20 protein-coding genes and 2 riboswitches are annotated in these 23,209 nt (G+C 66.9%); of the genes, 11 read left to right on the top strand and 9 right to left on the bottom strand.

Features of this window, described 5'->3' with window-relative positions:
- Nucleotides 1–61: 61 nt before the first annotated feature.
- The 5 genes from gcvH to ACOYR3_RS14000 all read right to left on the bottom strand — a co-directional run bounded on the left by gcvH (nucleotide 62) and on the right by ACOYR3_RS14000 (nucleotide 4,821).
- The gene (gene gcvH / locus ACOYR3_RS14020; protein ID WP_422842979.1) at nucleotides 62–436 is read right to left on the bottom strand and encodes a glycine cleavage system protein GcvH; all 375 of its coding nucleotides are present in this window, start codon (nucleotides 434–436) and stop codon (nucleotides 62–64) included.
- Nucleotides 437–532: 96 nt separating this feature from the next.
- Nucleotides 533–1,690 (bottom strand): glycine cleavage system aminomethyltransferase GcvT, encoded by a 1,158-nt coding sequence (gene gcvT / locus ACOYR3_RS14015; RefSeq protein ID WP_422842978.1) that lies wholly within the window; start codon nucleotides 1,688–1,690, stop codon nucleotides 533–535.
- A 46-nt stretch (nucleotides 1,691–1,736) separates the two neighbouring features.
- Nucleotides 1,737–1,863, bottom strand: a riboswitch (glycine riboswitch).
- A gap of 13 nt (nucleotides 1,864–1,876) precedes the next feature.
- Nucleotides 1,877–1,984: riboswitch (glycine riboswitch) on the bottom strand.
- Between the two features lie 9 nt (nucleotides 1,985–1,993).
- Nucleotides 1,994–3,271: a TRAP transporter large permease gene (locus ACOYR3_RS14010; RefSeq protein WP_422842977.1), complete on the bottom strand. Its 1,278-nt coding sequence runs from the start codon at nucleotides 3,269–3,271 to the stop codon at nucleotides 1,994–1,996.
- Nucleotides 3,268–3,762, bottom strand: coding sequence for a TRAP transporter small permease (locus ACOYR3_RS14005; RefSeq protein ID WP_422842976.1), 495 nt, complete (start codon nucleotides 3,760–3,762; stop codon nucleotides 3,268–3,270). The genes ACOYR3_RS14010 and ACOYR3_RS14005 overlap by 4 nt, the downstream gene beginning before the upstream one ends.
- 87 nt (nucleotides 3,763–3,849) lie before the next feature.
- Nucleotides 3,850–4,821, bottom strand: a complete 972-nt coding sequence (locus tag ACOYR3_RS14000) for a TRAP transporter substrate-binding protein (protein WP_422842975.1) — start codon at nucleotides 4,819–4,821, stop codon at nucleotides 3,850–3,852.
- A gap of 423 nt (nucleotides 4,822–5,244) precedes the next feature.
- Between ACOYR3_RS14000 and ACOYR3_RS13995 the strand changes: the two genes are divergently transcribed.
- The 9 genes from ACOYR3_RS13995 to ACOYR3_RS13955 all read left to right on the top strand — a co-directional run bounded on the left by ACOYR3_RS13995 (nucleotide 5,245) and on the right by ACOYR3_RS13955 (nucleotide 17,334).
- Nucleotides 5,245–5,697 (top strand): Lrp/AsnC family transcriptional regulator, encoded by a 453-nt coding sequence (locus ACOYR3_RS13995; RefSeq protein ID WP_422842974.1) that lies wholly within the window; start codon nucleotides 5,245–5,247, stop codon nucleotides 5,695–5,697.
- A gap of 113 nt (nucleotides 5,698–5,810) precedes the next feature.
- Entirely contained in the window at nucleotides 5,811–6,713 is a 903-nt protein-coding gene (locus tag ACOYR3_RS13990; RefSeq protein ID WP_422842973.1) for a LysR family transcriptional regulator, read from the top strand.
- A gap of 315 nt (nucleotides 6,714–7,028) precedes the next feature.
- The gene (locus ACOYR3_RS13985) at nucleotides 7,029–7,853 is read left to right on the top strand and encodes a putative hydro-lyase (protein WP_422842972.1); all 825 of its coding nucleotides are present in this window, start codon (nucleotides 7,029–7,031) and stop codon (nucleotides 7,851–7,853) included.
- Nucleotides 7,854–7,878: 25 nt separating this feature from the next.
- On the top strand, nucleotides 7,879–8,850 hold the full coding sequence (locus tag ACOYR3_RS13980) for a TRAP transporter substrate-binding protein (RefSeq protein ID WP_422842971.1): 972 nt from the start codon (nucleotides 7,879–7,881) through the stop codon (nucleotides 8,848–8,850).
- A gap of 123 nt (nucleotides 8,851–8,973) precedes the next feature.
- Nucleotides 8,974–9,483 carry a TRAP transporter small permease gene (locus ACOYR3_RS13975; RefSeq protein ID WP_422842970.1) on the top strand — a complete coding sequence of 170 codons (510 nt, stop codon included), beginning with the start codon at nucleotides 8,974–8,976 and terminating at the stop codon, nucleotides 9,481–9,483.
- A gap of 21 nt (nucleotides 9,484–9,504) precedes the next feature.
- Nucleotides 9,505–10,803: a TRAP transporter large permease gene (locus ACOYR3_RS13970; RefSeq protein WP_422842969.1), complete on the top strand. Its 1,299-nt coding sequence runs from the start codon at nucleotides 9,505–9,507 to the stop codon at nucleotides 10,801–10,803.
- Between the two features lie 39 nt (nucleotides 10,804–10,842).
- Nucleotides 10,843–11,811 (top strand): TRAP transporter substrate-binding protein, encoded by a 969-nt coding sequence (locus tag ACOYR3_RS13965; protein WP_422842968.1) that lies wholly within the window; start codon nucleotides 10,843–10,845, stop codon nucleotides 11,809–11,811.
- Between the two features lie 96 nt (nucleotides 11,812–11,907).
- Entirely contained in the window at nucleotides 11,908–15,612 is a 3,705-nt protein-coding gene (locus ACOYR3_RS13960) for a hydantoinase B/oxoprolinase family protein (protein WP_422842967.1), read from the top strand.
- A 69-nt stretch (nucleotides 15,613–15,681) separates the two neighbouring features.
- Nucleotides 15,682–17,334 carry a methyl-accepting chemotaxis protein gene (locus tag ACOYR3_RS13955; protein WP_422842966.1) on the top strand — a complete coding sequence of 551 codons (1,653 nt, stop codon included), beginning with the start codon at nucleotides 15,682–15,684 and terminating at the stop codon, nucleotides 17,332–17,334.
- A 300-nt stretch (nucleotides 17,335–17,634) separates the two neighbouring features.
- Here the strand turns inward: ACOYR3_RS13955 and ACOYR3_RS13950 are convergent, their stop codons facing one another.
- Nucleotides 17,635–19,335: an electron transfer flavoprotein-ubiquinone oxidoreductase gene (locus ACOYR3_RS13950; protein WP_422842965.1), complete on the bottom strand. Its 1,701-nt coding sequence runs from the start codon at nucleotides 19,333–19,335 to the stop codon at nucleotides 17,635–17,637.
- 144 nt (nucleotides 19,336–19,479) lie between these two features.
- Between ACOYR3_RS13950 and ACOYR3_RS13945 the strand changes: the two genes are divergently transcribed.
- Entirely contained in the window at nucleotides 19,480–20,262 is a 783-nt protein-coding gene (locus ACOYR3_RS13945) for an SDR family oxidoreductase (RefSeq protein ID WP_291487098.1), read from the top strand.
- Nucleotides 20,263–20,467: 205 nt separating this feature from the next.
- Nucleotides 20,468–20,887 carry an acyl-CoA thioesterase gene (locus ACOYR3_RS13940; RefSeq protein ID WP_422842964.1) on the top strand — a complete coding sequence of 140 codons (420 nt, stop codon included), beginning with the start codon at nucleotides 20,468–20,470 and terminating at the stop codon, nucleotides 20,885–20,887.
- Here the strand turns inward: ACOYR3_RS13940 and ACOYR3_RS13935 are convergent.
- The 3 genes from ACOYR3_RS13935 to ACOYR3_RS13925 all read right to left on the bottom strand — a co-directional run bounded on the left by ACOYR3_RS13935 (nucleotide 20,880) and on the right by ACOYR3_RS13925 (nucleotide 23,136).
- A complete protein-coding gene (locus ACOYR3_RS13935) occupies nucleotides 20,880–21,635 on the bottom strand; it encodes a hypothetical protein (RefSeq protein WP_422842963.1) in 756 nt (251 codons plus the stop codon). The genes ACOYR3_RS13940 and ACOYR3_RS13935 overlap by 8 nt on opposite strands.
- A gap of 6 nt (nucleotides 21,636–21,641) precedes the next feature.
- Nucleotides 21,642–22,223, bottom strand: a complete 582-nt coding sequence (locus tag ACOYR3_RS13930; RefSeq protein ID WP_422842962.1) for a peroxidase-related enzyme — start codon at nucleotides 22,221–22,223, stop codon at nucleotides 21,642–21,644.
- 88 nt (nucleotides 22,224–22,311) lie between these two features.
- The gene (locus ACOYR3_RS13925; RefSeq protein WP_422842961.1) at nucleotides 22,312–23,136 is read right to left on the bottom strand and encodes an IclR family transcriptional regulator; all 825 of its coding nucleotides are present in this window, start codon (nucleotides 23,134–23,136) and stop codon (nucleotides 22,312–22,314) included.
- Nucleotides 23,137–23,209 lie beyond the last annotated feature (73 nt).

The following is a 23,209-nucleotide window of genomic DNA, read 5'->3' as shown; positions in this document are numbered from 1 at the left end:
GGCATGGATAAAGCGCAAGCAGCTATGGTTTTTGAGGCGCTTTGTGCGGCAAGCCCGGCGTTCAGGCGTTGGCGGCGAAGGCGCTGTAGGTCGTCTCGTCCATCAGCTCGGCCAGCTGGCCGGCGTCGGACAGCTTGACCTTGAAGAACCAGCCGGCGCCCAGCGGGTCGCTGTTGGCCAGGGACGGGTCGGCGCGCAGGGCTTCGTTCACTTCGACGATCTCGCCCGCGACGGGCATGTACACGTCGGCAGCGGCCTTGACGGATTCGACCACGCCGGCCACTTCGCCCTGGCTGTAGGTCTTGCCGACTTCGGGCAGGTCCACGAACACCACGTCGCCCAGCGCATCCTGCGCATGCACGGTGATGCCGACCACGGCAGCGGCGGCATCAGCGGCGTTGATCCACTCGTGTTCTTTGGAAAATTTGACGGTCATGGGGAAGCTCCTCAGGCAAAGGGGGTAAATGAAGGAATCAGCAATGTAGCGGGCGAACGGGGCGAATGGACGCCGTATGCGCTGCCGTCCGCGAAATCAGCCGCGGTAGTAGTTGGCCGGGACGAAAGGCATGGCCCGCACTTCCATCGGCACGGCCTTGCCGCGCACGATGGCGTTCACACGCGTGCCGATGGCGGCGTGGGCGGCATCCACGTAGCCCATGGCCACGGGCTCGTTCACCGTGGGGCCCAGCAGGCCGCTGGTGACCTCGCCGATCTTCTGGCCGTCCGTGCCTTGCAGCTCGGTGTGCTCGCGCACGGGCACGCGCTCCAGCGCCACCAGGCCCACGCGCTTGCGCTGCAGGCTGGCGGGGTTGTCGATCTGCGCCAGCACCTTGTCGGCGCCGGGGAAGCCGCCCGCCCGCGCACCGCCGGTGCGGCGCACCTTCTGGATGGCCCAGTTCAGTGCGGCCTCGGGCGGGGTGGTGGTGGTGTCGATGTCGTTGCCGTACAGGCACAGGCCCGCTTCCAGCCGGAGCGAGTTGCGCGCGCCCAGGCCGATGGGTTTCACTTCGGGCTGGGCCAGCAGGGCGCGGGCGAGCGTCTCTGCCTGGGCGGCGGGCACGGAGATCTCAAAGCCGTCTTCGCCGGTGTAGCCGCTGCGGGTCACAAAGCAGTCGCAGCCCGCAATGCTGAACGCGCCACCGGTCATGAACACCAGTTTTTCGACGCCGGGCGCCAGGCGGGCGAGGGCGGTGACGGCCTGCGGGCCCTGCAGCGCGAGCAGGGCGTGGTCGGGCATGGGCACGACCTTGCAGCGCTGGCCGATGCGGGCCTGGATGTGCGCGATGTCGCCCACCTTGCAGGCGCCGTTGACGATGACGAACAGCGTGGGCTCGCCGTCCACCACGCCCTGGTTGAAGAACATCAGGTCGTCGATGATGGTGCCCTCATCGGTCAGCAGCAGGCCGTAGCGCTGCTTGCCCACGGGCAGGTCGATCACGTCCACGGGCATCAGCGTCTCGAAGGCTGCAGCCGCATCGGCACCGATGAGCTTGAGCTGGCCCATGTGCGACACGTCGAACAGGCCCGCGGCCGTGCGCGTGTGCACGTGCTCGGCCATCAGGCCGGCGGGGTATTGCACGGGCATGGAGTAGCCGGCAAACGGCACCATGCGGGCGCCCAGCTCAATGTGCAGGGCGTTCAGGGGCGTGGTGAGCAGGGGGGCGGATGCGGAAGCGGGCGTGGCGGTCAAGGCGGAACTCCGGGCAAATGGTGGCCGCGACCCCATGGATCGCGGGATTTGCCCTGCTGTCCGCTTTACCTGAGAGATTCACCGCGGCGCCCTGGCTGGCCGCGCGGCTTGCTCCTTCGGTGGATGGCCCATCGCGCGATGCGGCGGGACCATCTCTCTCCAGCAAGGTAACGCCCGCATCGCTGCGGGCGGTTGCCAGTCCTTTTGCCTGAGCGTTCGGCAGCTGCCTGCGCCTTCGGCGGTGCCGCGCTGCCTTCGTTGCGAAGGTGGGGCACTCTCTCCTGACGGCCACGATTGTAATGCCTACTTGGCGTACACCAGGTCGCGCAGGCTCAGCGAAATGCCTGGCACGTAGGTGATGACCAGCAGGCACACCAGGATCACGCAGACGAACGGCAGCAGGTGGCCCACGATGCGGTCCAGCGAAATCCGGGCCACCGTGCACGCCGCAAACAGGTTCACGCCGAAGGGCGGGGTGATCATGCCCAGCGCCAGGTTCACCACCATGATCAGGCCGAAGTGCACCGGGTCCACCCCAAAGTGCTGGGCCACCGGGGCGAGGATGGGGGCGAGCACGATGATGGCGGCGCTGGTCTCGATGAACATGCCGATCAGGAACAGCGCCGCATTGACGCCCAGCAGGAACATGGCCGGCGATTGCAGCACGCCTTCCAGCCAGTGGCCGATCGCGTCGGGCACGCCGGCGCGCGTGATCAGAAAAGCAAACAGGCCCGCGTTGGCGATGATGAACATGATCACCGCGGACGAGATGGCCGACTTGCGCAGGATGGCGTACAAGTCCCGCAGCTTGATCTCGCGGTAAATGAGCACGCCGACCAACAGCGCATAGAACACCGCCACGGCCGACGCTTCGGTGGGCGTGAACACGCCGCCATAAATGCCGCCCAGGATGATGACCGGCATCAGCAATGCCCAGCCCGCCTGCAAGGTGGCGCGGCCCAGGGGCATGCGCCCGTCGCCGTCGTTCTTGCCCCAGCCCTTGATCTTGCAATACACCCACACGAAGCTCATCAGCGCCAGGCTGATGAGGATGCCGGGGCCGAAGCCTGCGATGAACAGCTCGCCAATCGACACCTCGGCGCTCACGCCGTACAGGATCATGGGAATGGAGGGCGGAATGATCACGCCCAGCTCGGCGCTGGTGGCCTGCAGCGCGGCCGCGTAGCTGGTGGGGTAGCCATGCTTGATGAGCGCCGGAATCAGGATGGCGCCGATGGCGAACGTGGTGGCCACCGACGAGCCCGACACCGCCGCAAAGATCATGCAGGTGAGCACGCAGGTCATGGGCAGGCCGCCTTGCACGCCGCCCACGATGCTCTTGGCAAACTCCACCAGCCGGCGCGAGATGCCACCGGTTTCCATCAGGTTGCCCGCCAGGATGAAGAAGGGAATGGCCGCGAGCGGGAACTTGTTGATTGAGGCGAACATTTCCTTCACCGAGATCAGCATGTTGGCGTTGGACACCTGGATGCCAACGATCGACGCGAGCCCGATGGACACCGCGACGGAGACGGTGAGTGCGAAGCACAGCACCATGGTGACGAGCATGGTGGGGGTCATTGCGCGGTCTCCAGTTCCTGGCGCTGCGGGTCAAGCCAGTTGCCCACGATGCCGACGGCGCTGAACAGGCCGCCCACCGGCATGGCGACATAGGCCCAGAACATCGACACCGATTCCAGCCCCGCCATCGACTGCACGCCGCCGCGCTGGGCGTAGTCCCAGCCGAACCACACGATGACCGCGATGAGCGCCAGCGCGGCCAGGCTCACGACCGCATCCAGCACGCGCCGCAGGGCGGGCGGGCTCCAGCGGTAGAGCACGTCCACGCTCACCATGGCGCCCTGGCGAAAGGCCGCAGGAATGGCGAGGAACACCATCCAGATCAGGCTGAAGCGGATCAGCACCTCGGTCCACTCGGCCGGCTGCTCCAGCACGAAACGCATGACGATCTGGAACATGCCCAGCAGCGATGCCAGGGCCAGCATCAGGCAGGCACCCGCCATGGCGGCGCCGGTGCTCCACCGTTCCCATTGAAGAAAGATTTTTTTCATGAATGAAAAAGCCCGTTTGCGCGCGGCAAACGGGCGTTGAAAGCCAGGACCAGGAGCAACGGGTGCGTCCGCCGCACGCGTTGCGGGTTACTTGACGGCCCGGATCTTGTCCAGCGCAGCCTTGCCGAACTGCTTTTCGAACTCGGCATTCACGGGCGCCAGCGCCGCCACGAACTTGGCCTTGTCCAGGTTGTCGATCACGGTCATGCCCTTGGCGCGCAGGTCGGCCACGCCCTTGGCATCGTCTTCGTCCACGCGGGCGCGGTTGGCCTTGGCGCCTTCCTTGGCTGCGTCGAGGAAGGCTTGCTTGTCGGCGGCCGACAGCTTGTCGAACGCGGCCTTGTTCATCAGGAAGATGCAGGGCGAGTACACGTGGCCGGTGAGCGACAGGTGTTTTTGCACCTGGTCAAACTTGGCCGAGATGATGACCGACAGGGGGTTTTCCTGGCCGTCCACCGTGCCTTGCTGCAGGGCGGTGAACACTTCCGGGAAGGCCATGGGCGTGGTGATGATGCCGAAGCCCTTGTAGGCAGCGATATGCACCGGGTTCTCCATGGTGCGCATCTTCAGGCCCTTCAGGTCGCCGGGCTCCTTCACGTCACGCTTGCTGTTGGTCATGTGGCGGAAGCCGTTTTCCGCCCACGCCAGCGCCTTGAAACCCTTGGCGTCAAACTTGGACAGCAGGTCTTGCCCGATGGGGCCGTCCAGCACGGCGCGGGCGTGCGCCTTGTCGCGGAACAGGAAGGGCACGTCCAGGATCTTCGTCTCGGGCACAAAGTTGGGCACGGGGCCGCTGGAGCTGAACGCCAGCTCCTGCGTGCCTAGCTGCACGGCCTCGATGGATTCGCGCTCGCCGCCCAGGGCGCCGTTGTAGAAGGTCTGCACCTTGTAGCGGCCGCCCGTGCGCTTCTCGACTTCCTTGGCAAACGTGTCGATGGCGACGCCCTGGTGGGAGTTCTGGGCCGTCGAGATGCTGATGCGCATGGTGGTCTGCGCAGCCGCGGACGCCACAAAGCCGAGCGCAAGGCCCAGGCCGACGACGAGTTTGGTCAGTTGCATGCTGTCTCCTGTTGGAATAGTGGGCGGGGGCGGAAGAACGCGCGGCGCCCCGCAGGGGCGGCCCCAGGCCTCGCACAAATTATGGCGGTGCAGCATCGCACCGGGCATCCGGGTTTGTGCTGGTAAGCGTGCTTATCAACTGCAGGGGGTTCTGGGCAGCCGTAGCGCCGGCGCATGGCGGCGCCCGGTGTCTTGCGTTCGGCGCGGATGGGGCGCTGCCGTGGTGCGCCCGCCGCCATGCCAACGGCCCCGCGCTGGCGGTAACCAGCCGGGGCCTTGCCATTTCGTGCACTCCGGTAAGAGCGCCTTGATGGAAGAAAGTATGCGCTGCGCGGTGGAGACGAATCTTCTGAATTTGGTGAGTATTGTGCCGATTGCAGAATAATTTTCTGCGTCAATCGAGTTGCGTGAATAATTAGCCCGATGGACCGATTGGACAGAAAAATTCTCGCTGTGCTGCAGGGCAACGCCCGCGCCAGTTTGCAAGAGATCGGCCAGGCCGTGGGCCTGAGCCCGTCGCCGTGCTGGGGCCGCATCAGGAAGATGGAAGAGGCGGGCGTCATCCAGGGCTACACGGTGCGCATCAACCCGCAGGCGCTGGACTTGGCCGACACGGTGCTGGTGCAGGTCACGCTGGACAGCCACTCCGACAACACGCTGGAAAAGTTTGGCGAGACGCTGGCCAGCATTCCCGAGGTGATCGAAGCGCACCTGGTGTCGGGCGACTACGACTACCTGCTGCGCATCGTGGTCAAGGACACGCGCGACTACGAGCGCCTGCTGCGCGAGAAGCTCTACAAGATCAAGGGCATCCGGCACAGCCGCTCCAGCTTTGTGCTGCGCACGCTGAAGAAGGCGGACCTGCCGCTGGGGTGAAAATTCTTGAATAAAAATGGCCGCCAGCGCTTTGCGGATAAGCGCAAGCAGCTACTGAAACAATAGCAAACTCGAGCGAGCCAGCACCGCTGGCCGCCTGCGGAGCACCGTCCATGAACCTGCGTTTTGTTGAAGCCTTCTACTGGGTGGCCTCCCTCAAGAGCGTGACGCGCGCCGCAGAGAAGCTGTTCCTCACGCAGTCGGCCATGTCCAGCCGCATCGCAGCGCTGGAGGAAGAGCTGGGCGTGCTGCTGCTGGACCGGCGTGACAAGCACTTCAAGCTCACTGTCGCGGGCACGCGGTTCCTGAGCTACGCCCGGCGCATGCTGGAACTGCAGCGCCAGCTCAAGGCCGAGATGGGTTCAGGGGCGCCGCTGGAGGTGTCCTTCCGCCTGGGGGCGATTGAATCGGTGCTGCATTCGTGGCTGATTCCATGGGTGGAACAGCTGCGCAAGGACAACCCGCTGCTGGAGCTGGAGTTGACGGTGGAGCCCACTCCCGTGCTGCTCGACCAGGTCCGCCGCGGCACGCTGGACGCAGTCTTTGCCGCACTGCCCGCGTCGGCCGACGGGATTCGCAGCCAAGCCCTGGCGCCCATGGAGATGGTGTTCGTGGGCAACAGCAAGCTGCACCGCAAGCGCAGGTACACGCTGCAGGACTTTGCAGACACCGACATCCTGACCTTCCAGCGCGGCTCCCAGCCGCATGTGTACCTGCTGGATACCCTGCGCCATGCGCAGGTGGAGCCGCGCTGCGTGCACACCATCTCGTCCATCTCGGCCATGGTGCAGTTGGTGCAGGGCGGCTTTGGCGTGGCCACGCTGCCGCGCCTGGCGGTGCAGCGCATGCTGGCCTTCCCGGACCTGCGCGTGCTGGCCTGCGACGCCGCGCTGCGGCCCCTGCCCATCCATGTGAGCTACCGTGAAGACCCGTCCTCTCCGGCGATGGAGGCCGTCGTTCGGTCGGCGCTTGCATTCATCGACGCACTGCCAGCCGCTGCACGCAAGCGCGGCTGACCTACCTCCCAGCATCGTTGAGCGCCGTGCCGCCCGCGCGCCGCGGGTCGGCGGCGCCGCGCCGTGGCCTTGCTGCGTTGCTGCGTTGCGGCGTCTGCAGGCCCGTCCCAGCGCTCAGGGTTATCCCTGAAACTGCGCTGGCGTGGTGCATAGGGGTTAACCCTTGGCACCAATTTGGTTCGCAATTCACCAATGGTGAACATCGAAAAAATCGATGAGCTGATAGAAAGTTTTTGAATTTGCCAGCCCGGTTGCACCCCCACACAATCCGCCCCAACGTCATGCAATTGACATTTCTCAATGCGAGGAAAAATGGTGGATTCAGCAGTTCAAGCCGCGGTGGAAGTATTCGGTTCCGAAGGCATCAACACCCCCGGCCATGTGCGCAGCGTGATTCGTGAAGGCGCCTGGGCGTCGCACACCAGCGGCCTGGCGCACGGCCGCGTGCAGGGCAACCTGGTGATCCTGCCCGAGGTGCTGGCTGGCGACTTCCTGCGCTTTTGCCAGCGCAACCCCAAGCCCTGCCCGGTGCTGGCCGTGAGCGAGCCCGGCCAGACGGCGCTGCCCTCGCTGGGCGAGGGCATCGACATCCGCACCGATGTGCCGCAGTACCGCGTGTGGCGCCACGGCGAGCTGGCGCAGGAAGTGGGCGACATCACGGCCCTGTGGCGGCCCGACCTGGTGACCTTCGTGCTGGGGTGCTCGTTCTCGTTTGAGGCGGCACTGCAGGAGGCCGGCATCAGCCTGCGCCACATCAACGAAGGCAAGAACGTGGCCATGTACCGCACGAACATCGCCACCGAGGCCGCGGGGCCGTTCGGCGGCGCCATGGTGGTGTCCATGCGGCCCATGCCCGCGGTGGACGTGATCCGCGCGGTGCAGGTCACCTCGCGCTTTCCCAATGTGCACGGCGCGCCGGTGCATATCGGCGACCCCGCCCTCATCGGCATTGCCGACATCGCCCTGCCTGACTACGGCGACGCGGTGGAGCTGATGCCGGGCGAGATTCCCGTGTTCTGGGCCTGTGGCGTCACGCCGCAGTCCGCCATCTTGAATGCCCAGCCGGCGTTTTGCATCACCCATGCGCCGGGCTGCATGTTGATCACCGACCTTCTCAACCACCACCTTGCCAGCTTCTAAGCGGCAACCCTCCAGGAGTCTCCTCATGAAAAAAATCGCACTGTGCATGACGGCCGCCCTCGGCATGGGCCTGGCCCAGGCCCAGGCCCAGGTCAAATGGGACCTGCCCACCGGCTACGGCGCCAACAGCTTCCAGACGCAGAACGTGCAGCAGTTTGCCAACGAAGTCGATCAGCTCACGGGCGGGAAGCTCAAGATCACTTTGCATCCCGGCGGCTCGCTCTACAAGGCCAACGAGATCAAGCGCGCCGTGCAGACGGGGCAGGTGCCCTCGGCGGAGTTCATCCTCTCGGGCGCGTCCAACGAGAACCCGCTCTTCGGGGTGGATTCCATTCCCTTCCTGGCGACGAGCTATGCCGACTCCAAACGCCTGTACCTGGCGGCCAAGCCCGCGCAAGATAAGCTGCTGGCGTCGCAGGGCATCAAGGTGCTTTTCAGCGTGCCCTGGCCTGGCCAATCCCTGTACTCGCTCAAGCCCGTGAGCACCCCCGCCGACTTTGTCGGCACCAAGATGCGGGCCTACAACCCGGCCACCACGCGCATCGCGCAGTTGCTCAAGGCCCAGCCGGTCACGATCCAGCTGTCGGAGCTGGGCCAGGCCCTGGCGACCAACACGGTGCAGAACTTCCTGACCTCCAGCGCCAGCGGCGTGGAGTCCAAGCTGTACGAACAGGTCAAGTACTTCTATCCGGTCAGCGCCTGGCTGCCGCGCAATGCCACGGTGGTCAACCAGAAGGCGTTTGATGCGCTGGAAAAGCCTTTGCAGGAGGCCGTGCTCAAGGCCGCCGCAGCCGCCGAAGCGCGGGGCTGGGCCACCAGCGAGCGGGTGGACAAGGAGTTCGTGAAGGAACTTGCCGCCAAGGGCATGACGGTGGCCGAACCCAGCGACAGCATCAAGAAGGAGCTGGCCGGCATTGGCGACGCGATGACGGCCGACTGGGTAAAGGCCGCAGGCACCGAGGGCCAGGCCATCATCGACGCCTACCGCAAGAAGTAAGTCCGCCCGCACCGGTCCCCGCGCGCGGCGGGGGCCGTGCCGGGCACGCGCCGCCGGCCGTTCACCGCGCCGCCGCTTTCCTTTCCTTTCCCTTCACTTTTCAAGCGTTACCGGGAGTACGCCATGGACAAACTCGTCCGCAATTTCTACAGGCTGCTGATGCTGCTGTCCGGCCTGTCCATGCTGGCTGCGTTCGCGGCCGTCACGCTGGGCGTTTTTGCCCGCGAGGTCATCCATCTGAACATTGATGGGCTGGACGCCTATGCGGGCTACGCCATTGCCGCTGCGCTGTTCTTTGCCTTGCCCGGCACGCTGCAAAACGGCGACCACATCCGCGTGACGCTGGTGCTGGACCGCCTGCCCGCACGCCTGCGCTCGGCCTTCGAGTGGTTCTGCCTGGCCAGCGCGCTGGTCCTCACGGTCTACATCGCCTGCTACGCCGTGCGCTCTGTGTGGATTTCTTACGCCACGCACGACATCTCGCCCGCGGCGGACGCCTCGCCTCTGTGGATCCCGCAGATCAGCATGGCCCTGGGCTGCATTGGCTTTGCGCTGTCGTTTGCCCACGCGCTGGTGCTGCGGCTGCAGGGCGTGGCCTTCATGGCCGTGTCCGAATCGGCCCGCTCCGAGTAACACCCGCAAGGAGAACACAACATGGACATCCTTATTGCTTTCGGCCTGATCGTGGCGCTGTTCGCAGTGCTCGGCTCGGGCCTGTGGATCGGCCTGTCGCTGCTGGCCGTGGCGCTGTTGGGCATGGAGCTCTTCACCAGCCGCCCGGTGGGCGACAGCATGATGCTGACCATCTGGGGTTCCACCTCCAGCTGGACGCTGACGGCGCTGCCGCTGTTTCTGTGGATGGGAGAGATCCTGTTCCGCAGCAAGCTTTCGAGCAACATGTTCAAGGGACTGGCCCCGTGGCTGGAGCGCCTGCCGGGCCGCCTGCTGCACGTGAACGTGGTGGGCTGCACCATTTTTGCCGCCATCTCGGGCTCCTCTGCCGCCACCTGCGCCACCATCGGCAAGATCACGCTGCCCGAGCTGAAGGAGCGCGGCTACCCGGAGGACATCTCCGTGGGCACGCTGGCCGGGGCGGGCACGCTGGGCTTGCTCATTCCGCCCTCGATCATCATGATCGTGTACGGCGTGGCCGCCAACGTGTCCATCTCCAAGCTGTTCCTGGCCGGCGTGATCCCGGGCCTGCTGCTGGCCGCGCTGTTCATGGGCTACATCATCGTGTGGGCCCTGTTCAACAAGGACAAGGTGCCTGCGCCGGACGCCCGCCTGAGCTTTGCGCAGAAGCTCTACGCCTCGCGCCACCTGATCCCCGTGGTCTCGCTCATCGTCGTGGTGCTGGGCGCCATCTACAGCGGCATTGCCACGGCCACCGAAGCGGCCGCGCTGGGTGTGGCCGGCTCGCTCATCCTCGCCAAGATCGAGGGCTCGCTGGACTGGGCGGCCTTCAAGGAAGGCCTGTTCGCCGCCTGCCGCGTGTACTGCATGATCGGCCTCATCCTGGCGGGCGCCGCCTTCCTCACGCTGGCCATGGGCTTCATCGGCCTGCCACGCCACCTGGCCGAGTTCATCGGCGCGCTGCACCTGTCGCCGTTCGCGCTGATGCTGCTGCTCATCGTGTTCTTCATCCTGCTGGGGTGCTTCCTGGACGGCATCTCCATGGTGGTGCTGACCATTGCCGTGCTGCTGCCCACGGTGGAGGCCGCGGGCTTCGACCTGGTGTGGTTCGGCATCTTCATCGTGCTGGTGGTGGAGATGGCGCAGATCACGCCGCCAGTGGGCTTCAACCTGTTCGTGCTGCAGGGCATGACGCGGCGCGAGGTCACCTGGATTGCGCGCACTGCGTTGCCCCTGTTCGTGCTGATGATCGCCGCGGTCATCATGACGTATTTCGCGCCCGATGTCGTGCTCTGGCTGCCCCGCCAGATGCAGGGCTGACCGGCTTTCGCCACCAGAACGCCGCCCAGGAGTCCTGCCATGAAAGCCCTTGTGTTGTTGCTGGCCGCGCTGGCCGCGGCCCCGGCGCTGTGCGCGCAGAGCGTGTGGAAGCTGGCGACAGGCTACCGCGCGGAGTCGTTCCACACGCGCAATATCGTGCAATTTGCCCAGGAGGTGGAGCGTGCCTCGGCCGGTGCGCTGCGCATTGAGGTGCACGCCAACAACGCATTGTTCAAGCTAGGCGACATCCCCCAGGCTGTGCAGGACGCCAAGGCCGAGGCGGGCGAGACCATCATGACCAGCCTGGTGCCAGGCATGCCCATTGCCGGCGCCGACGCCGTGCCCTTCGTGGTGCGCAGCTACGCCGACGCGCGCCGCCTGTGGGACCTGCAGCGTCCGTTGATCGAAGGGCACTTCGCGCAGCGGGGCCTGAAAGTGCTGTATGCCGTGCCCTGGCCGCCGCAGGGCCTGTTCTCGGTGGCGCCGGTCAAGTCGGCTGCCGACTTCAAGGGCACGCGCATGCGCACCTACAACCCCGCCACCGTGCGCATTGCCGAGCTGCTGGGCGCCACGCCGGTGGACGTGCCCATGGTGGAGGTCAACCAGGCGCTGGCCGCGGGCAAGCTCGACTCCATGATCACCTCGGCCCTCACGGGCGTGGAGAACCAGGTGTGGGGCCAGATCCGGCAGTACTACGGCATCAACGCCTGGTTTCCCAAGAACATCGTGTTCGTGAACCAGAAGGCATTTGACGCACTGCCGGCACCGGTGCGCCAGGCCGTGACGCAGGTGGCCGCCGAGGCCGAGGCCCGGGGCTGGGCGCTGAGCGAAACCATCGCGCAGGAGTCGGTGGGCGAGCTGCAGCGCAAGGGCATCCAGGTGGGCCGCGCGCCCGCCGAGCTGGACGCCGAACTCAAGCGCCTGGGCGAACGCTTCTCGCGCGAATGGGTGCAGTCCGTGGGCAACGAGGCCAACAAGATTTTCATTCCGTACTACTTCCAGCGCTGATCGCGCTGCCGGGCACGGCTCCGCCCCGCCTCGCGCATTGCGTGCTCGTTCGTCTTCTTATCTGTTCTTCCTTTCTTTCTGACGCATTTCAACACCATGCAAGCAACCAACACCAACCCCCATGGCAGCCGCTGGCAGTTCTGGATCGACCGGGGCGGCACCTTCACCGACATCGTGGGCAAGCGCCCGGACGGCACCCTGGTCACGCACAAGCTGCTGTCGGAGAACCCCGAGCAGTACAAGGACGCGGCGGTGGCCGGCATTCGCCACCTGCTGGGCCTGCAGCCCGGCGAACCGGTGACGCCTGACTTGGTGGAGTGCGTGAAGATGGGCACCACCGTGGCCACCAACGCGCTGCTGGAGCGCAAGGGCGAGCCCACGCTGCTCATCACCACACAGGGCTTCAAGGACGCGCTGCGCATTGCGTACCAAAACCGCCCGCGCCTGTTCGACCGCCACATCGTGCTCCCCGAGCTGCTCTATGCCGAGGTGATCGAGGCGCGCGAGCGCATCGGCGCGCAGGGGGCGGTGATGCAGCCTCTGGACGAGCCGGGGCTGCGCGGCGAGCTGCTGGCCGCCTATGGCCGCGGCCTGCGCAGCGTGGCCATCGTATTCATGCACGGCTACCGCTATACCGAGCACGAGCAGGCTGCAAAGCGCATTGCCCAGGAGGTGGGCTTCACGCAGATCAGCACCTCGCACGAGACGAGCCCGATGATGAAGTTCGTGAGCCGCGGCGACACCACGGTGGTGGACGCGTACCTCTCGCCCATCCTGCGCCGCTACGTGGACCAGGTGGCGAGCGAAATGCCGGGCGTGAAGCTGTTCTTCATGCAGTCTTCGGGCGGGCTTACGGACGCGGGCACCTTCCAGGGCAAGGACGCGATTCTGTCCGGTCCGGCCGGCGGCATCGTGGGGATGGCGCGCACGGCGGGGCTGGCCGGACAGGCGAAGGTGATCGGCTTCGACATGGGCGGCACCAGCACGGACGTGAGCCACTACGCGGGCGAGTTCGAGCGCGAGTTCGAAACCCACGTGGCCGGCGTGCGCATGCGCGCGCCCATGATGAGCATCCACACCGTCGCCGCGGGGGGCGGATCGGTGCTGAGCTATGACGGGGCCCGCTTTCGTGTGGGGCCTGAAAGTGCCGGCGCCAACCCCGGCCCCGTGAGCTACCGCCGCGGCGGCCCGCTGGCCGTGACGGATGCGAACGTGATGGTGGGCAAGGTGCAGCCGCGCTACTTCCCCAGCGTGTTCGGCCCGGCCGCCAACGAAGCGCTGGACGCTGACGCGGTGCGCGCCCGCTTCGAGGAGATTGCCGGCCAGACCCAGCGCAAGCCCGAGGAGGTGGCCGAAGGCTTCATCCAGATCGCCGTGCAGCAGATGGCCAACGCCATCAAGAAGATCAGCGTGGCGCGCGGGTACGACGTAACGCGCTACACCCTGCAGTGCTTTGGCGGCGCAGGCGGCCAGCACGCCTGCCTGGTGGCCGACGCCTTGGGCATGACGCGCGTGTTCGTGCACCCGCTGGCGGGCGTGCTCAGCGCCTACGGCATGGGCCTGGCGGACCAGACCGTGATCCGCGAGCAGGCGGTGGAGATGCCGCTGGCTGCAGAGTCGCTGCCCTTGATTGCCGAGCGGCTTGATACCCTGGGCGCTGCCGCGCAGGCCGAACTGGAGCGCCAGCAGGTCAGCACCAACCCCGTGCAGGTGCGCCACAACGTGCACGTGCGCTACGAGGGCACCGATTCGGCGCTGGTCGTACCCTTTGGCGACATGGCGGCGATCCAGGCCGCGTTCGAGGCCGCCTACCGCCAGCGCTTTGCCTTCCTGATGGCCGGCAAGGGCCTGGTGGTGGAGGCCGTGTCGGTGGAGGCCGTGATCCCCGGCGACGCGCCCGCAGAGCCGCGCCTGCCCGTGCATGCCCACCGCAAGCACCCGCAGCGCGAGACGGTGCGCATGTACTCCGGCGGCCAGTGGCACGACGCCGCCCTGGTCGTGCGCGAGGACCTGCGCCCCGGCGACGTGATCCCCGGCCCGGCCATCATTGCCGAGAAGAACACCACCACCGTGGTGGAGCCCGGCTGGTCCGCGCGGCTGACCGACCTGGACCATCTGGTGCTCGACCGCGTCACGGCCCGCAAGGTGCAGTACGCCGCCGGCACCACGGTGGACCCGGTGCTGCTGGAGGTGTTCAACAACCTGTTCATGAACATCGCCGAGCAGATGGGCTTGCAGCTGCAGAACACGGCCTACTCGGTCAACATCAAGGAGCGGCTGGACTTCAGCTGCGCGCTGTTCGATGCCGAAGGCAACCTGATTGCCAACGCACCGCACATGCCCGTGCACCTGGGCTCGATGGGGGAGAGCATCAAGACCGTGATCCGCGAGAACGCGGGCAAGATGCACCCGGGCGACGTATACATGCTCAACGACCCGTACCACGGCGGCACGCACCTGCCCGACGTGACGGTGATCACCCCGGTCTATGTGGCCGCTGGCAGCGAGCCCACCTTCTACGTGGGCAGCCGCGGGCACCACGCGGACATCGGCGGCACCACGCCGGGCTCCATGCCGCCGTTCTCCACGCGCATCGAGGAAGAGGGCGTGCAGCTCAACAACGTGAAGCTGGTGGACCGCGGCATCTTCCTGGAAGACGCCGTGCGCAACCTGCTGGCCACCGGCGGCGGCACCACGCCGTACCCCAGCCGCAACCCCGAGCAGAACCTGGCCGACCTGCGCGCGCAGATCGCAGCCAACGAGAAGGGCGTGCAGGAGCTGTCGAAGATGGTGGAGCAGTTCGGGCTGGACGTCGTTCAGGCCTACATGCGCCACGTGCAGGACAACGCCGAGGAGTCCGTGCGCCGCGTGATCACGCACCTGAAGGACGGCAGCTTCACCCTGCCGCTGGACAACGGTGCGCAGATCAGCGTTGCCGTCAAGGTGAACGCCGCCGAGCGCAGCGCGGTGATCGACTTTGCAGGCACCAGCGCGCAGCAGGCCAACAATTTCAATGCGCCGCGGGCGGTGTGCATGGCGGCGGTGCTGTACGTGTTCCGCACGCTGGTGGACGACGACATTCCGCTCAACGCCGGGTGCCTCAAGCCCCTGCAGGTCATCATTCCGCAGGGCAGCATGCTCAACCCCAACCCGCCGGCCTCGGTGGTGGCGGGCAACGTGGAGACCTCCACCTGCATCACCAACGCGTTGTTCGGCGCGCTGGGCGTGATGGCGGGCAGCCAGCCCACCATGAACAATTTCACCTTCGGCAATGCGCAGTACCAGTACTACGAGACCATTGCCGGCGGCAGCGGCGCGGGCGCGGTGCTGGATGCCTCGGGCCGGGCCGTGCGCGGCTTTGACGGCACCAGCGTGGTCCAGACCCACATGACCAACTCGCGCCTCACCGACCCCGAGGTGCTGGAGTTCCGCTTCCCGGTGGTGCTGGACAGCTACGAGATCCAGCGCGGATCGGGCGGTGCAGGGCGCTGGGCAGGGGGCGATGGCGGCCTGCGGCGTGTGCGCTTCCTGCAGGCGATGACGGCCAGCATCCTCTCCAACGGGCGGCTGACCCCCGCTTTCGGCATGGCCGGCGGCCAGCCCGGCAAGCCCGGCACCAACCGCGTGCTGCGTGCCAACGGCGAGGTGGAAGTGCTGGGCCACATCGGTGCGGCGCTGATGCAGCCGGGCGATGTGTTCGAGATTGCCACGCCGGGTGGTGGCGGCTATGGCGCCTGCGAAGGCGCCGAAGTGCGCGCACCGGCCGAAGCTGCCGAAATGGCCGAAGCGGCCGCTTCATGACCCAGTGGCACATAGCTTGCTGGTCGTTTCGTTGCCCACAAGGCCGTCTTGATGAACAGGAAATCACCAATGAACTCTGTGCCCGCTGTCATTTCCGCGCCGGCGCTGCCGGCATCCCCTTCCGCGCCGTCCGCACCCGCCGCTGCGTCTGCCTTGGCCCGCGCTGCCGCCAAACCGCGCCGCACGCTGTCGGTCGGCCAGAAGCTGGCCGCCAGCTTTGGCCTGCTGGGGCTGGCCGTGGCGCTGCTGGGTGCCACCACCTGGCTCACCGGTGAGGACACCGAGCGCCAGGCGGCGCTGCTGGCGCGGGAGCAGTTGCCCATCGAGCGCACGGTGCGCGACTGGAAGACGCAGTCCGTCACCATCGGCCAGATCGCCTTGCGCGCCACGATTTCAACCGATGTTTTTCCACTGCTGACCGAAATGCGCGAGCGGCTGAAGGCCGAGGACGCCACGCGCCAGCGCATTGAACAGGCGCTGGCCGGCGCCTCCAATGCCCGCAGCACCGAGCCGCTGTGGAAAGAGGCCCAGGCCCAGCGCCAGCAGTACGCGGCGCTGCGCGATGCGCTGATGCAGAACGCGCTGGAGGCCAAGGTCATCAGCCAGAAGGAGCTGCAGGAGCACGCGGCGGCGCTCACGGGCTACCTGCAGGCCGTTGACCGGCTGCTGGAGGCGTCCGAGCAGTCGTCGCTGGCGGCGGCCGACGCGATGATCGCGGGCGCCGGCCGCGCGCAGTGGATCAGCGCCATCGCGGTGGCGGTGGTGGTGGCCCTCTCGGCGCTGTTTGGCTGGCTGTTGCGCCGCTCCATCGTGCAACCCCTGCGCGAAGCCTCGGAGGCCGCTGCCACGGTGGCGCGTGGCGATCTCACGGTGCGCATGCAAACCCAGCGCAGCGACGAGATCGGCCAGCTGCTCACGGCGCTGAACAAGATGGTCGAGTCCCTGCACTACGTGGTGACCGAGGTGCGCGATTCGGGCGAGTCCATCCACGTGGCCAGCTCCGAAGTGGCGGCCGGCAACACCGACCTGAGCGCCCGCACCGAACACGCGGCCAGCAACCTGCAGCAAACGGCGGCCAGCATTGCCCAGCTGGCGCAGATGGTGGCGGCCAATGCCGACAGCACCCGCCAGGCCAACGCCCTGGCCGTGAGCGCCACGCAGGTGGCCAGCCGGGGCGGCGAAGTGGTCAGCCAGGTGGTGCGCACCATGGAAGAGATCAATGCCAGCAGCCAAAAGATTGCCGACATCGTGGGCATCATCGACGGCATTGCGTTCCAGACCAACATCCTCGCGCTGAACGCGGCCGTGGAGGCGGCGCGTGCGGGCGAGCAGGGCCGGGGCTTTGCCGTGGTGGCCAGCGAGGTGCGCGCCCTGGCCGGGCGCTCTGCCTCCGCCGCGCGCGAGATCAAGGCACTGATCTCCACCAGCGTGGAGAAGGTGAGCGACGGCGCCAAGCTGGTGGTGACGGCCGGCTCCACCATGGGCGACATCGTGCAGAGCGTGGAGCGCGTGACCACGCTGATGTCCGAGATCAACGCTGCCAGCTCCGAGCAGAGCACACAGATCGGCCAGGTGAGCCAGGCCGTGGACCAGCTGGACCACATGACCCAGCAGAACGCCGCGCTGGTGGAGCAGGGGGCCGCGGCGGCGCAAAGCCTGCAGGACCAGGCAAACCGGCTGGCCGGCGCGATGGGGCAGTTTCAGCTAGCCCGCGCTACTTGAGTTCACCGGGCATTGAGCGGCGCCAACCACGCAAAACCGTTCACGCTGAGCCTGTCGAAGCGCCGCGCTGGGCTTCGACAAGCTCGGCCCGAACGGCTTGTTCCGGTTCGAAGGGCTCGGCTCACCCTCCGTTCGCCCTGAGCCTGTCGAAGGGCTGTTCCACGACCCGCACTGGCTTCGACAAGCTCAGCCCGAACGGGTTGGCAAGTCTGCGCTGAGAAAGCGAATTTGAAAGAAAAAAGGCCTGCAACTCAGGCCCATCAAGCGCTAGCAGCTACTGATTTTGTAGCTTGCTGCTCTTTACATGCCCGAGTAGTTCGGGCCGCCGCCACCTTCCGGTGTGACCCACACGATGTTTTGCGTGGGGTCCTTGATGTCGCAGGTCTTGCAGTGCACGCAGTTCTGCGCGTTGATCTGCAGGCGCTGGGCATTGCCGCCCTGGGGCGTGTCGGGAACGAACTCGTACACGCCGGCCGGGCAGTAGCGGGCCTCGGGGCCGGCGTACTTGGCCAGGTTGATGTTCACCGGCACGCTAGCGTCCTTGAGCGTGAGGTGGGCGGGCTGGTTCTCTTCGTGGTTGGTGTTGCTGATGAACACGCTGGAGAGGCGGTCGAAGGTGAGCTTGCCATCGGGCTTGGGGTAGACGATGGGCTTGCACTCGGCCGCGGGCTTCAGGTAGGCGTGGTCGGGCTTGTCGCGGTGCAGCGTCCAGGGGATGTGGCCGCGCAGCACGAACTGCTCGAAGCCGTTCATCAGCGTGGCCGTGGTCAGGCCGTACTTGAACCAGTTCTTGAAGTTGCGGTCCTTGTTCAGCTCGGTGTGCAGCCAGCTGGCCTCGAAGGCCGCGGGGTATGCTGTCAGCTCGTCGTGCTGGCGGCCGGCCACCAGCGCGTCGTAGGCGGCTTCGGCGGCCAGCATGCCCGACTTGATGGCAGCGTGGCTGCCCTTGATGCGGCCCACGTTCAGGTAGCCGGCGTTGCAGCCCACCAGCGCGCCGCCCGGGAAGATGGTCTTGGGCAGGGCGTTGATGCCGCTGGCGTTGATGGCGCGCGCGCCGTACGACAGGCGCTTGGCCGTGATCTCGCCTTGCTCGTTCTCGAAGTAGTAGCGGACGTTCGGGTGCGTCTTCCAGCGCTGGAATTCCTCGAACGGGCTGAGGTAGGGGTTCTTGTAGCCCAGGCCGGTGACGAAGCCCAGGGCGACCTTGTTGTCATCCAGGTGGTACAGGAAGGCGCCGCCGTAGGTGTCGTTTTCCATCGGCCAGCCGGCGGTGTGCATCACGAAGCCGGGCTGGTGCTTCTTGGGGTCGATCTCCCACAGCTCCTTCACGCCGATGCCGAAGCTCTGCGGGTCGCGGCCCTCGTCGAGCTTGTAGCGGGCGATCAGCTGCTTGCCCAGGTGGCCGCGTGCGCCTTCGGCGAACACGGTGTACTTGCCCAGCAGTTCCATGCCCAGCTGGAAGTTCTCGGTGGGCTCGCCGTCCTTGCCCACGCCCATGTTGCCGGTGGCCACGCCCTTGACGGAACCGTCATCGTTGTACAGCACCTCGGCGGCGGCAAAGCCGGGGAAGATCTCCACGCCCAGGGCTTCGGCCTGCTCGGCCAGCCACTTGGTCACGTCGCCCAGGCGCACGATGTAGTTGCCGTGGTTCTGCGCGAAGGGCGGCAGGAACATGTTGGGCACGCGAAAGCCCGACTTTTCCGACAGGAACACGTAGGCATCGTCGGTGACGGGCTGCTTGAGGGGCGCGCCCTTGGCCTTCCAGTCGGGGATCAGCTCGGAGAGCGCCTTGGGGTCCATGATGGCGCCCGAGAGGATGTGCGCGCCGGGCTCGGAGCCCTTTTCCAGCACCACCACCGACACGTCCTGGCCCTTTTCGGCGGCCAGCTGTTTCAGGCGGATCGCAGTGGCAAGGCCGCCAGGGCCGCCGCCCACGACCACCACGTCGTATTCCATGGATTCGCGGGGGCCGTACTGGGCGAGGATCTCTTCGTTGGTCATGGGCTTCTCGTCGGGCGTTTGGGTTTGATAATGGATATTGTGTCCAGGGCCGGGCGCAATCGCGTGTCGGACAGGCGACTGATTGTATTCACGGAATATAGACAATCGAACGACCGTTCTATTTTGACTTGTAGGGAGACTCTCATGGCATACAGCATCGATTTGTCCGGCCGCGTGGCGTTGGTCACCGGCGCCTCCAGCGGACTGGGTGCGCAGTTTGCCCGAACGCTGGCCCGGGCCGGTGCGGGCGTGGTACTGGCCAGCCGGCGCGTGGAAAAGCTCAAGGAGCTGCGCGCCCGCATTGAAGGCGAGGGCGGCGACGCCCACGTGGTGGAGCTGGACGTGACCGACCACGACTCCATCAAGGCCGCCGTGGCGCACGCCGAGACGGAGATGGGCTCCATCGACATCCTGGTCAACAACTCGGGCGTCTCCACCACCCAGCGCATCCAGGACGTGGCGCCTGAGGACTACGACTACGTGTTCGGCACCAACGTGAAGGGCGCCTTCTTCGTGGCGCAGGAAGTGGGCAAGCGCATGCTGGCCCGTGCCAAGGGCGCCGCGCCGGGCAGCTTCACGGGCGGGCGCATCATCAACATCGCCTCCATGGCCGGCCTCAAGGTGCTGCCGCAGATCGGCGTTTACTGCATGAGCAAGGCCGCCGTGGTGCACATGACGCGCGCCATGGCGGTGGAGTGGGGCAAGTACGGCATCAACGTGAACGCCATCTGCCCCGGCTACATCGACACCGAGATCAACCACCACCATTGGGACACCGAGCAGGGCCAGAAGCTCATCGCCATGCTGCCGCGCAAGCGCGTGGGCAGCCCGCAGGACCTGGACGCGCTGCTGGTCATGCTGGCCAGCGACCAGAGCCATTTCATCAATGGCGCGGTCATCGCTGCCGACGACGGCTTCGCGGTGTAGGAAGGAAATCCCACTGAGGCGCTGCGCGCCACGGTGGCACGCGCCAGAGGCGCGGCCTCTTCAGCCTGTCCAAGCCTGCGCGGGCAGGCTTGGAGCCGCAGGCTTCAGCCCCCTGTGGCCTGGCGCGGCCAGTTCCAAGGTGGCACTGGCCCCTGGCCGCGCCCGTTGTGGAGTGCGCGGGCGGTCTCAACAACCTGGACGACTGATGAAGATCGAAATCCCCGAGGTCAAGAAGCTGGTCTATGAAATGCGCTTCCCGGTGCGCTGGGGCGACATGGATGCCATGGGCCACGTCAACAACACGGTGTACTTCCGCTACCTGGAGACCGCGCGCATCGAGTGGATGGTGTCGGTGGGCTGCAACCCCGATCCGCGCGGGGAAGGGCCGGTCATCGTCAACGCGTTCTGCAATTTCTACAGGCAGCTTGAGTACCCGGCGGACGTGCTGCTCAAGCTCTACGTGAGCGACCCCGGCCGCACCACGTTCGAGACCTGGGGCACGATGGAGCGCGCGGACCAGCCGGGCGTGATCTGCGCCGCCGGCGGGGCCACCACCATCTGGGTGGATTTTCCGCAGCAGAAGGCGGCGCCCCTGCCGGACTGGATGCGGGCCCTGGTCAGTTGACCGGCGCCGCTCCTGCTCCTGCGCCCGCTGCGGCAGGCGGCAGCGCCACGCAGTGGGCCTGCGGCACGCCCCGCGCCTCGGTGGCGCCCAGCAGCAGCACGCGTTGCAGTTCGGGCAGGTAGCGGATGGCCGTCGTCTGCGGGGCGCTGTAGCCGTTGGCATCGTCCAGGCGCTCGTGCATGCGCAGCACGCGGCCGCTGGGCAGGTGCTCGATGCTGAGCGTGCGCACGCCCGTGTAGAAGGTGCTGTTGATGGTGCCCTCGGTTCCAAAGAAGCCGCCGCCGACGCGGGCCGTGCGGCGGCGCCCGTCGAATGCGGTGGTGATGCGCAGCGCGCCGTCGCGGCTGGTGCATTGGCCCTCGAAGGCGGCCGCGCATTCCAGGGGCAGGGGGTTCTGCTGCACCTGCACCGCCTGCACGGGGGCGCGGTGCAGCACCGCCGTGGGCATGGGCTCCAGGCGGGCGCAATCGGCGGTGGGCACCACCTTCCAGGCCGTGGCGCCCGGTGCGTCGGGAATCTGCAGGCGAGCGCCTGCCACGCCCGCGCCCAGGTAATAGGTGGGCACGGCTTGCGCATCAGAAGCCTCGCGGAACAGCGCGGACGACAGCAGGGGTGACAGGGCGCCCGCCGGAACGCTCACGGCCAGCGGCTGCAGGGGCAGCGTTCCCTCGGGCGGCCCGAATCCCGCCGCGTGGGCCGCGGGGGCGGCCAGCAGCCCGGCGAGCAGGGTGGTTGCCGTGGCGCGCATGGGGCCTCAGGCGGCCGGCTTGGCCTTGGGCACACGGCCCATCAGGTAGAACTCGGGGTTGGGCTGCATGCCCGCAAAGCTGGCCATGCGGTTGGACAGGCCGAAGAACGCGGTGATGGCCGCGATGTCCCAGATGTCCTCGTCGTCGAAGCCGTGGGGGTACAGGGCCTCGAAGTCGGCGTCCCCAATCTCCTGCGAGCGCAGGCAGACCTTCATCGCAAAGTCGAGCATGGCGCGCTGGCGCGGGCTGATGTCGGCCTTGCGGTGGTTCACGGCCACCTGGTCGGCCACGAAAGGCTTCTTTTCGTAGATGCGCAGGATGGCGCCGTGGGCCACCACGCAGTACAGGCACTGGTTGGCCGCGCTGGTGGCGGTGACGATCATCTCCCGTTCACCCTTGGTCAGGCTGCCTTCTTCCTTGAGCATGAGCGCATCGTGGTAGGCGAAGAAGGCCCGCCACTCGGCCGGGCGCCGCGCGAAGGCCAGGAACACGTTGGGGATGAACCCGGCCTTTTCCTGCACCTCCAGGATGCGGGTGCGGATGTCCTCCGGCAGGGTGTTCAGGTCGGGGAAGGGATAGCGGCTCACGAAGGTCTCCTGGGTTGTGTCATGTGATGGGTGCCAGTATCAGCGATGAACGCGCCGCCAGGCGGCTCGGGCGGGCTCCGGGGGGCTCTCAAGGATGCCAGCGGGTTGCCCGCACCGGGTTCTGGGCGGGCGCAGCCGAATTGCCCGCCAGCGCATACGACAACTGGGTGGCCGCCGCCATGACCGTCTGCGCCAGCGTTTCGAGCTTTTCGGCGGGCAGGCGCGATGCCGGGCCCGAAATACACACCGAGCCCATCAGCCGCCAGTGCATGCCGAACACCGGCGCCGACACCGTTGCCACGCCCTGTTCGCGCTCGCCGATGGACCAGTGGTAGCCCTTTTTGCGGATCTCCTCATAGGCCTTGCCGGGCTCCCCGGAGAAGGCCAGGATCACGCGCCCCGGCGAGCCTTTGTCGAGCGGCAGGCCCTCGCCCATGCGCGCGTGGTGGCGCAGTGCCTGCGGCCCTTCCACCCGCACCAGGCAGGTCCGCACGTCGCCCTCGCGCACGTAGAACGCCGCGCTTTCGCCGGTGGCCAGGGTGAGCTCGCGCAGCGCGGGCTCCAGCACGTTCTGCACGTCAAAGCCCGCCTGGTAGCGCGCTCCCAGCCAGCCCGCGGCGGGGCCCAGGCGCCAATCCCCGTCCTCGCGCTGCACCATGAAGCCCGACTGCGCCAGCGTGCGCGCCAGGCGCAGCACCGTGGTCTTGTGCAGCGCGCAACGGCGGCTCAGCTCCGCGAGCGAGAGGCTGGATTCGCCCAGCGCAAACGCCTCCAGCACCTGCAGCGCGCGGGTGACGGCGATGACGCCGCCAGAGGGCTCTGCCTCTGGCGCAGGTGGAGGTGCGGCGGGTGCGCCGGGCCCGGAAGCGCGTGACGCAGCACGGCGCGCGGAGGGGCGGGGAAGGTTGCTCATGGCGGTCGTCGTTTCATTCTGTGCAACTGCATTGTATGGGTTGAAACGTCTGCGTACAGTCGCGGCCACGGCG

Source organism: Acidovorax sp. M2(2025) (genome assembly GCF_049330835.1).
Lineage (GTDB): Bacteria > Pseudomonadota > Gammaproteobacteria > Burkholderiales > Burkholderiaceae_C > Acidovorax.
Note: the sequence above shows the minus strand (reverse complement) of the source record. Positions and strands in the feature narration are given on the sequence as shown.